Raw genomic sequence first — 9,924 nt, 5'->3', positions numbered from 1 at the left:
GCCCCTAAAACCCCCCCCGCCCAAAAAACACGCCCCGCCCCTCGGGTTTTTGCCTGAGCGCGCGCCATGCTGCGTTGCAGGCCTTGCGAAGGGAGTAGCCATTAGCTGCGGCCTGCGCCTTGCCTGGCACGCGCTCAGGCGCAACGCACTCGCGAATTCATTGATGACACACCCTCGCACCCATTGTTTAAATCAGTTTGCCCTTAGGAGTTCCCAGCATGTCGATCAACGTCGAAGACTATTTCGCGCGCGCCACTTTTGACAAAATGAAGGCGTTCGCCGACAAGCAAGAAACCCCGTTCGTGGTGATCGACACCGCGATGATTAGCCAGGCCTACGATGACCTGCGCGCCGGTTTCGAATTCGCCAAGGTGTACTACGCCGTCAAGGCCAACCCGGCCGTCGAGATCATCGACCTGCTCAAAGAGAAAGGTTCGAGCTTCGACATCGCCTCGATCTACGAGCTGGACAAGGTCATGGACCGCGGCGTCAGCGCCGACCGTATCAGCTACGGCAACACCATCAAGAAATCCAAGGACATCCGCTACTTCTACGAGAAGGGCGTGCGCCTGTTCTCCACCGACTCCGAAGCCGACCTGCGCAACATCGCCAAGGCCGCCCCGGGTTCGAAAGTGTATGTACGTATCCTCACCGAAGGCTCGACCACGGCTGACTGGCCTTTGTCGCGCAAATTCGGCTGCCAGACCGACATGGCCATGGACCTGCTGATCCTCGCCCGCGACCTGGGCCTGGTGCCGTACGGCATCTCGTTCCACGTCGGTTCGCAACAACGCGACATCAGCGTGTGGGACGCGGCGATCGCCAAGGTCAAAGTGATCTTCGAACGCCTGAAAGAAGAAGACGGCATCCACCTCAAGCTCATCAACATGGGCGGCGGCTTCCCGGCCAACTACATCACCCGCACAAACAGCCTGGAGACCTACGCCGAAGAGATCATCCGCTTCCTCAAGGAAGACTTCGGCGACGACCTGCCGGAAATCATCCTGGAGCCGGGCCGTTCGCTGATCGCCAACGCCGGCATCCTGGTCAGCGAAGTGGTATTGGTTGCGCGTAAATCCCGCACCGCCGTCGAGCGTTGGGTGTACACGGATGTGGGCAAATTCTCCGGCCTGATCGAAACCATGGACGAAGCCATCAAGTTCCCGATCTGGACCGAGAAGAAAGGCGAGATGGAAGAAGTGGTCATCGCCGGTCCTACCTGCGACAGCGCCGATATCATGTACGAAAACTACAAGTACGGCCTGCCGCTGAACCTGGCGATTGGTGATCGTTTGTACTGGTTGTCGACGGGTGCGTACACCACCAGCTACAGCGCGGTTGAGTTCAATGGCTTTCCGCCGTTGAAATCCTTCTACGTGTAAGAGCAACGCTTAGTTTTTAGCGGCAAGATGCAAGAAAAAGCCCATGACCTGTCATGGGCTTTTTTGTTTCTGCTAAGCCGATAACTCACGCAACGCCGCCGTCGCCAAAAAGCCTGATCGCGAGGCGTAGCGATGGTCCTTTTGCACGCGCTCGTCGATGCGCTGTAACAGATGTTCCGGTAAAGACGCGTTGAAACGCACTGACTTGCCCAGGTAAGGCGTGAGATCAAAATCGACTATCGCCCAAACCCCACCCGCAAAATCCGGGTTATCCAAATGGGCGTCCACCTCCAGCGCTTGGGGCAACGGTTCCTGGTCTGCGACCAGCCCTTCAAGATGCAACGCCAGTGCCTCACGAACATTGTCCAGCGCTTCGGAAAAAGTCGCGCCGGCCGAGAAACACCCCGGCACATCAGGGACAGTCACGCTGTAATCCGAGTCGGCATCTTTATGTACCACCACTGGAAACTTCATTGCTCCTCCTTTGGACGAGCCCCAGGGACTCCATCCAACTCATCAAGCAAGGCCATCACTTGATGCCTGCTGATTTAAAAATACTGTGCAGCGTGCCTTTGGCAATCTCTGATTTGGGATGAGGAAAGGTCACTCGCCCCCGCTTCACCGGATGCTTGAACTGGTGATGGCTGCCCTTGACTGCCACCTCAAACCAACCATCCGCTACAAGCAGTTCTATTACCTCTCGACTTTTCATCGCCCACCCTTTCAGCGTGTACATTACACACTGCTGGATGGCAATGGTTTTTTATACACACGAAACACACCAATGAAAAAGCCCGCTTAACCTTCAAGCGGGCTTGTGTGGCGCGATGCTGACGAGGGGCGAACCGTTTTCGCCAGAAAACTAATGTCAGTTTTTATGCCTGGCTCTGCTTGATGTGGCGAGGGAGCTTGCTCCCTCGCCACATTACAAAACTACAAGTACGGCCTGCCGCTGAACCTGGCGATTGGTGATCGGTTGTACTGGTTGTCCACCGGTGCGTACACCACCAGCTACAGCGCGGTTGAGTTCAATGGCTTTCCGCCACTGAAATCCTTCTACGTCTGCCCCCCGCCCGATCGTTCCCTCGCTCCGCGTGGGGACGCATCTTGTGACGCTCCGCGTCACGCGCGGACGCAGAGCGCCCAGAGCGGCATTCCCACGCAGAGCGTGGGAACGATCAATAAAAAACCCATGACATGTCATGGGTTTTTTTATGGGCAAAAATCATCGATCTTCACGGACGTGCCACAACCGCAAGATATAGATTGTGGATGCTTGAATCTCATAGCGTATTTCGTAGCGCCCCACTAAAAGCCGTCTTACGTCGCGCGGCTCAAACTCTTCGACTCGCTCGCCTATCCGCGGATTACTCAGCAAACTCAAAGGCGCTTTGGACAGTGACTGCACGGTGCGTGCCGCAGCAGGGCGATTTACAACAGCGAGAAAGTCGAAAAGCCTAGCCAGGTCTGATAAGCCCTTGCTAGTCCACTTCAACTCCATCAGAGCGGCACCGGCAGTGGCGTATCAGTGCTCAGGCTGTCTGCCCAGGCTTGAACCGCCTGCTGATCAATCACACGGCCGGCGTCAACATCAGCCATGGCTTCCCGAGTAAGCCGGCTGCGCTCCTCTTCCAGATCAACCCAATCAGCGAGAGCTTGCTTGACGATCCAACCACGCGAACGATCCAATCGCGCCGCCATCTGATCAACTTTTTGCGCAAGGGCCGTAGGAACGTGAGCTGTCAGGACTTTGGTATCAGCACCCATAATTCCTCTCTTCGCAGCATTGCGAAACACATGATTAAAACTGAATCAGCTCCAATCATAGTGATTTTGGCTAGGGCAACAACCGCAGCGCTCTACCGCCCATCGCTTAGTTGAAAAATCCGCAATTCGAACTCCTGCGCAAAGGATCGGATCTGTGGCTGCGCAGCGCTCAACAGTGCTTTGTACGCCGTGCGAAAGAACTTCAAATTCCCCCCCACCAACGCCTTGCGCAACCACGCCAACGCCGCATCGACCTGCCCTCTGTCCGCCAGCACCGCCGCATAGCTGAACTGCCCGCGAAAATCCCCGCCTTCGGCCGAGCGACGATACCAATCCACGGCTGCGTCCAGATCCTGCGCACAGAACCGGCCGTCCTCCAGATAACGCCCCAACAAGTTCATCGACTTGGCATGGCCTTGCTCGGCTGCCTGGCGATATAGGCCCAACGCTTGTTGTTGGTCTTCGGTAACACCCCGCCCGGTCGCCAGCAAATTGGCATAGTTGTACTGCGCCCAATCCAAACCCGCTTCAGCCGCCAAGCGGTATGCCTTCGCCGCAGCAACCTCATCGGCCGCACAGCCCCAACCATGCTCCAGACACCGCCCAGCCATATTGCGCGCCATCAAGTGCCCGCCCTGGGCCGCGATCTGGAACCAGCGCAACCCCAGCGCTTCATCCCGCGCAATGCCACGGCCTTCCAGGAGGATTTGCCCGAGCAGCGCCTGGGCATCCACCACGCCTTCTTTTGCCGCCATCAGGATCGCCTGGGCAGCGCGCACCGGGGAGTCGTCGAGCATGGCTTGCAGTTGCTCGACGTTGAGCACTTCTTCACGGCGCAACAAGAAGCCCATGTCAGACCTCGACCCAGCGGCGCAACAGGTTGTGGTAGGTGCCGGTGAGCTGGATCAGGGCCGGATGGTCGGGCACATCGGCAGTGAGTTGCTGGATCGCGCCATCCATTTCAAACAGCAGGGTGCGCTGGCTGTCTTCGCGCACCAGGCTTTGGGTCCAGAAGAACGAGGCGTAGCGCGCGCCACGGGTCACGGCGTTGACTTTGTGCAGGCTGGAGCCGGGGTACAGCACCATGTCGCCGGCGGGCAGTTTCACCCGTTGCAGGCCAAAGGTGTCCTGGATCTCCAGTTCGCCGCCGTCGTATTCCTCCGGGTCGCTGAAGAACAAGGTGGACGACAAGTCCGTGCGCACCCGCTCAATGCTGCCCCGGGCCTGGCGTACGGCGTTGTCGATATGGAAGTCGAAACTGCCGCCGCTGGTGTAGCAGTTGAACAGCGGCGGGAAGACCTTGTGCGGTAACGCCGCTGACATAAACAGCGGATTTTTCCACAGCCGCTCGAGCATCGCCGCCCCGATTTCCTTGGCCAGCGGGTGGCCTTCGGGCAGTTGCAGGTTGTGCTTGGCTTTGGCGGACTGGTGCCCGGCGGTGATTTTGCCGTCGGCCCAATCGGTGCTTTCCAGGGCTTGGCGGATGCGCTGCACTTCCTCACGAGAGAACAGGCCGGGAATGTGCAGCAACATGGGCGATACCTGAATGCAGAGAGGCGCCAATGGTATTGATTCTTATCAAGCCTGTAAAACGCCGTGGACGGATGACATCGTAAAAACCGTAAGCAAAAAGTGTAAAGAATGTAAATTCAATGCAATTAGCAATGTATCGCAATTGATAGAAAGTCGTGTTCGCCCTATATTCCGCCGCCTCACATCCTTGGGGAAAGGACACGTCATGTCGCGCACTTCAATAAAAACACCTGCCAGTTCACCACGTCTGTTGGCTTCGGCCATCGGCGTCGCCCTGACCGCCAGCTCTGCTGCCCATATGGCGCAAGCGGCCGACGACACTGAACAAAAAGGCGAGCGCAACAGCATCTCCCTGGGCGCCACCAGCATCACCGGCCAGGAACAGGACCAGACCTCCTACCAGGTGGAAAAAGCCTCCTCGCAGAAGTACACCGCACCGCTGGTGGACACCCCGCGTTCGGTCACCGTGGTGCCGCAACAAGTCCTCAAGGACACCGCCGCCACCTCGCTGCAAGATGCCTTGCGCACCGTACCGGGGATCACCTTCGGCGCCGGCGAAGGCGGCAACCCACAGGGCGACCGTCCGTTCATCCGGGGTTTTGATGCCCAGGGCGACACCTACCTCGATGGCGTGCGCGACACCGGCGGCCAAAGCCGCGAGATCTTCGACATCGAATCCATCGAAGTCAGCAAAGGCCCGAACTCGTCCTTCGGCGGTCGCGGCTCGGCCGGTGGCAGCCTCAACCTGGTGAGCAAGACCCCACAAGCGCGGGACTTCACCAACGGCGGTTTCACCTACGGTTCCGACCAGACCCGCCGCTACGTGCTCGACGTGAACCGCCAGTTCCTCGACGACAGCGCCGCGTTCCGCCTGAACCTGATGAGCCACGAACAAAACGTCGCCGGCCGCGACGCCGTCAATTACGACCGTTGGGGCGTGGCCCCGTCGCTGACCTTTGGCCTGGGCACCCCGACCCGCGTCAACCTCAGCTACTACCACATGGAAAGCAACGACCTGCCGGATTCGGGCATTCCCTACGGCTACGGCTCGGCCACGACCACCACCCACGTCCACGACAAACCCACCGACGGCGGCGACAGCAGCAACTTCTACGGCCTCAAGGACCGCGACTTCCGCAAGACCCGCGCGGACATCAGCACGATCTCCGTCGAGCACGACCTGAACGACAGCATGACGCTGAAAAACACCCTGCGTCATGGCAGCACCGGCCAGGACTACGTCCTCACCCAGCCGGACGACAGCAAAGGCAACGTCAACAAGTACGGCACCGTATGGCGCCGCGCCAACGCTCGCGTCTCCACCACGACCACGACCACCAACCAGACCGATCTGTTTGGCAGTTTCCAGGCGCTGGGCTTCAAGCACAGCTACTCCACCGGCCTGGAATTCACCGGTGAAGAAACCCGCGTCAGCGGCTACACCATCACGCCAAATGCCAACCCAACCCCTAACGGCTGCTTGCCGGGCATGGTCGGCAACAGCGGCGGCAGCTGCACCTCCCTCGGCAACCCGAACCCGGACGACGCCTGGACCGGCAGCGTCGCACGCAACTACATGGGCACCAACACCAAGGCCACCAGCCGCGCCGCCTATGTGTTCGACACCATCGAGCTGGACCCGAAATGGCTGCTGAACGTCGGTGTGCGCTACGACACCTTCGACACCGAAGCCAACACCAACGCCACCACCGGGCGCACCAAGGTCAAGGACGACAGCCAGTTCTTCAACTGGCAGGCCGGCCTGGTCTGGAAGCCGCTGGAAAACGGCAGCATCTACACCTCCTACGCCACCTCGGCGTCGCCCGCCGGCGGCCTGGTGGGTGAAGGCGTCGACAACAACTCGCTGCCCACCGGCGTCAACACCAGCGACCTGAAACCGGAAGAAACCGTCAACTACGAGCTGGGCACCAAGTGGGACCTGTTCCACAACCGCCTGTCGCTGTCGGCTGCGGTGTTCCGTACCGAGAAGAAAAACACCCGCATCCTGGTGGATTCCAACACCTACGAAACCGCCGGTGAGTCTCGCGTCGACGGCCTGGAACTGTCCGCCAGCGGCAAGATCACCGAGCAATGGCAAGTGTTCGCCGGCTACAGCTACCTGAAAAGCGAGCTGGTGGATCCAGGCAAGAACGGCAACCGCCTGGGCGTCGTGACGACCGGTTCGAACAAAGGCAACCAGATGCCGAACACCCCGGAAAACTCGTTCAGCCTGTGGACCACTTACAACGTGACGCCAAAGCTGACCATCGGTGGCGGCGCGTTCTACGTCGACCAGGTTTACGGCGATGCGGCCAACACCGTGTATGTACCGTCCTACACCCGCTACGACGCCATGGCCAGCTACAAGCTGACCAAGAACGTCGACCTGCAATTGAACGTGCAGAACCTGACCGACAAGACCTACTACGACAAAGCCTACGCCTCGCACTTCGCCAACCAGGCGGCGGGTCGCACGGCGTTGCTGTCCACCAGCTTCCACTTCTAAAAGCGGGCAGCAAACGGCAAAAGCCCCACGCATCGGATGCGTGGGGCTTTTGCGTGTAAAACAGAATATTTCTCGATAACCCACGGCATAATGCGCGCCGTGCATTTACAACCAGATAGACGAGGCGGTCAGACGTGTTGAAGAAAACCCTGTTCCAGTTGCACTGGTTCTTCGGCATTACGGCCGGGCTGGTGCTGGCCTTGATGGGGATCACCGGGGCAGCGGTTTCGTTTCAGGATGAAATCCTGCGGGCGCTCAACCCCAGCGTATTGACGGTCGCAAAACGCGACGCCGGCGTACTGCCGCCCGCCGAACTGGTGCGCAAGCTGGAGGCCACCGAAGGCCAGACCGTGGCCATGCTCTTCGTCGAAAGCGACAGCGGCAATGCCGCGCGCGTGTTCTTCACCCCGCCACCCGGCGAGCGCCGTGGCCAGTTGCGCTATTTCGATCCGTACACCGGCGACTACATGGGCGACGTGGTCGGCCAGGACGTGTTCGGCTTCCTCCTGCAATTCCACCGTTTCCTGGTGATGGGCGACACCGGGCGCAATATCACCGGCGCGTGCACGCTGATCCTGGTGTTCTTCTGCCTGTCCGGCCTGTACCTGCGCTGGCCGCGCCAAGTGGCGAGCTGGCGCGTGTGGCTGACCCTGGACTGGCGCAAGAAAGGTCGCAGTTTCAACTGGGACCTGCACTCGGTGTTCGGCACCTGGTGCCTGCTGGCCTATCTGTTGGCGGCGCTGACCGGGCTGTATTGGTCCTACGACTGGTACAACCAGGGCGTGACCAAACTGCTCTCCGACGCGCCGCAAAACGAGCGCATGCGCAAACGCGGCCCGCCGCCGCAAGGCCCGGCGCCCGTGGCCAACTACGACGCGATGTGGAGCAGCATCTACAGCAGCGCCGGCCCTGGCTTGAGCGCCTACAACATCCGCATGCCCGCCGTCGCCGGGCAACCGGCCACGGTCTATTACCTGCTGCAAGACTCGCCCCATGACCGCGCGCTAAACCAGCTCAGCCTCGACACTGCCACCGGCGAGGTCAAGTCCCACGACCGCTACGCCAGCAAGACCCTCGGCTCGCAGCTGCTGACCAGCGTCTACGCGCTGCACACCGGCAGCTATTTCGGCCTGGCGGGGCGCATCATCCTCACCGTCAGTTCGTTGCTAATGCCGTTGTTTTTCATCACCGGCTGGCTGCTGTACCTCGACCGTCGCCGCAAAAAACGCCAGGTGCGCGACGCGCGCAAAGGCCTCGGCGCCAACAGCAGCGATGCCCCGGCGTGGCTGATCGGCTTCGCCAGCCAGAGCGGTTTCGCCGAACAACTGGCCTGGCAAACCGCCGGGCAATTGCAGGCGGCCGGCCTGCCAGTGAAGGTGCAATCCCTGGGCAGCGTCAGCCAGGATGACTTGCGCCAGTCCGAAAACGCCCTGTTCGTGGTCAGCACCTTTGGCGACGGCGAAGCGCCCGACAGCGCCCGTGGCTTTGAACGCAGCGTGCTTGGCCAGGACCTGTCCCTCAAAGGCTTGAACTACTCGGTACTGGCCCTGGGTGATCGGCAGTACGAACACTTCTGCGGTTTCGCCCGGCGCCTGCATTTCTGGCTGACCAACCAGGGCGGCAACCCGCTGTTCGCCCCCGTGGAAGTGGACAGCGGCGACACCACTGCCCTGCTGCACTGGCAACAACAACTTGGCCAACTGACCGGTCACGCCCCCGCGTCGGCATGGCCGACCGCCCAATACGAAAACTGGACGCTGGCCCAACGCACCCTGCTCAACCGTGACAGCAGCGGCTCCGACGTCTACCTGCTGGGTCTGACCCCGTCTTCACCACAGACCTGGCAAGCCGGCGACCTGGTAGAAATCCTCCCGCGCAATTGCCCCTGGGCCATCGAACACTTCCTTGAAGGCCTCGGGCTGGCCGGCAGCGACGGCGTGTTGATCGACGACCTGGCGCATACCCTCGACCAGGCCCTGGCCACCCGCCAGCTGCCAACCCACCGTGCCCACCTGGTGGGCCTGCACGCCCAGGCGCTGGTGAATGCACTGGTGCCGCTGGGCATGCGCGAATACTCCATCGCCTCGATTGCCAGCGACGGCGTGCTGGAGCTGATCGTGCGCCAGGAACGCCACCCCGACGGCAGCCTGGGCCTGGGTTCCGGTTGGCTCACTGAATACGCCGCCCTCGGCTCGGCCATTAGCCTGCGCCTGCGCCGCAACAGTGGCTTCCACCTGCCGGACGCACCGGTGCCGATGATCCTGCTGGGCAACGGCACCGGCCTGGCGGGCCTGCGCAACTTGCTCAAGGCGCGCATTGCCGATGGCCAGCAGCGCAACTGGTTGCTGTTCGGCGAACGCAATATCGCCCACGACTTCCTCTGCCAGGACGAGCTGCAAGGCTGGCTGGCCAGCGGCGACCTGGCGTTGCTGGACCTGGCGTTTTCCCGCGACCAAGAGGAAAAAATCTACGTGCAGGACCGCCTGCGTGAATCGGCGGAGGTGCTGCGCAAGTGGCTGGCCGAGGGTGCGGCGATTTATGTGTGCGGGAGTTTGCAGGGGATGGCGGCTGGGGTGGATCAGGCGCTGGTGGATATTCTGGGCGGTGAAGCGGTAGAGCGCCTGATTGAACAGGGCCGCTACCGCAGGGATGTCTACTGATCCCTCAAAGCCACCGAGGATCAAAATGTGGGAGCGGGCTTGCTCGCGAATGCGGTGTGTCATTCACAGCATGTGC

9 protein-coding genes and 1 pseudogene are annotated in these 9,924 nt (G+C 60.7%); 4 read left to right on the top strand and 6 right to left on the bottom strand.

The window, feature by feature from the left end:
* The first annotated feature begins 218 nt into the window (after nt 1-218).
* Nucleotides 219-1,382 (top strand): type III PLP-dependent enzyme, encoded by a 1,164-nt coding sequence (locus tag NUV89_RS24060; protein ID WP_010213203.1) that lies wholly within the window; start codon nt 219-221, stop codon nt 1,380-1,382.
* A 72-nt stretch (nt 1,383-1,454) separates the two neighbouring features.
* Here the strand turns inward: NUV89_RS24060 and NUV89_RS24055 are convergent, their stop codons facing one another.
* Together NUV89_RS24055 and NUV89_RS24050 are read right to left on the bottom strand one after the other, a co-directional pair.
* A complete protein-coding gene (locus NUV89_RS24055) occupies nt 1,455-1,856 on the bottom strand; it encodes a type II toxin-antitoxin system HicB family antitoxin (RefSeq protein ID WP_257783291.1) in 402 nt (133 codons plus the stop codon).
* Nucleotides 1,857-1,911: 55 nt separating this feature from the next.
* Complete coding sequence (locus tag NUV89_RS24050) at nt 1,912-2,094, bottom strand: type II toxin-antitoxin system HicA family toxin (RefSeq protein WP_257783292.1); 183 nt, start codon at nt 2,092-2,094, stop codon at nt 1,912-1,914.
* 216 nt (nt 2,095-2,310) lie between these two features.
* Here NUV89_RS24050 and NUV89_RS24045 point away from each other — a divergent pair.
* Nucleotides 2,311-2,445, top strand: a pseudogene (locus NUV89_RS24045) (type III PLP-dependent enzyme); the annotation flags it as partial.
* 162 nt (nt 2,446-2,607) lie between these two features.
* Here the strand turns inward: NUV89_RS24045 and NUV89_RS24040 are convergent.
* The 4 genes from NUV89_RS24040 to NUV89_RS24025 form a co-directional block, all read right to left on the bottom strand.
* A complete protein-coding gene (locus tag NUV89_RS24040) occupies nt 2,608-2,883 on the bottom strand; it encodes a type II toxin-antitoxin system RelE/ParE family toxin (protein ID WP_257783290.1) in 276 nt (91 codons plus the stop codon).
* Entirely contained in the window at nt 2,883-3,149 is a 267-nt protein-coding gene (locus NUV89_RS24035) for a CopG family ribbon-helix-helix protein (protein ID WP_257783289.1), read from the bottom strand. Before NUV89_RS24035 ends, NUV89_RS24040 begins: the two co-directional genes overlap by 1 nt.
* 92 nt (nt 3,150-3,241) lie before the next feature.
* Entirely contained in the window at nt 3,242-4,000 is a 759-nt protein-coding gene (locus NUV89_RS24030; protein ID WP_257783288.1) for a tetratricopeptide repeat protein, read from the bottom strand.
* Between the two features lies 1 nt (nt 4,001).
* Entirely contained in the window at nt 4,002-4,682 is a 681-nt protein-coding gene (locus tag NUV89_RS24025; RefSeq protein ID WP_017737742.1) for a Fe2+-dependent dioxygenase, read from the bottom strand.
* A 205-nt stretch (nt 4,683-4,887) separates the two neighbouring features.
* On the opposite strand from NUV89_RS24025, the gene NUV89_RS24020 reads away from it, so the two are divergent.
* Together NUV89_RS24020 and NUV89_RS24015 are read left to right on the top strand one after the other, a co-directional pair.
* Complete coding sequence (locus NUV89_RS24020; RefSeq protein WP_257783287.1) at nt 4,888-7,188, top strand: TonB-dependent siderophore receptor; 2,301 nt, start codon at nt 4,888-4,890, stop codon at nt 7,186-7,188.
* Nucleotides 7,189-7,322: 134 nt separating this feature from the next.
* Nucleotides 7,323-9,848 (top strand): sulfite reductase flavoprotein subunit alpha, encoded by a 2,526-nt coding sequence (locus NUV89_RS24015; protein ID WP_257783286.1) that lies wholly within the window; start codon nt 7,323-7,325, stop codon nt 9,846-9,848.
* Nucleotides 9,849-9,924 lie beyond the last annotated feature (76 nt).

The sequence above is a fragment of the Pseudomonas sp. 18.1.10 genome (genome assembly GCF_024655625.1).
GTDB lineage: Bacteria > Pseudomonadota > Gammaproteobacteria > Pseudomonadales > Pseudomonadaceae > Aquipseudomonas.
The sequence above is the reverse complement of the archived record's forward strand: the minus strand, read 5'-3'. Positions and strand labels throughout refer to the sequence as shown.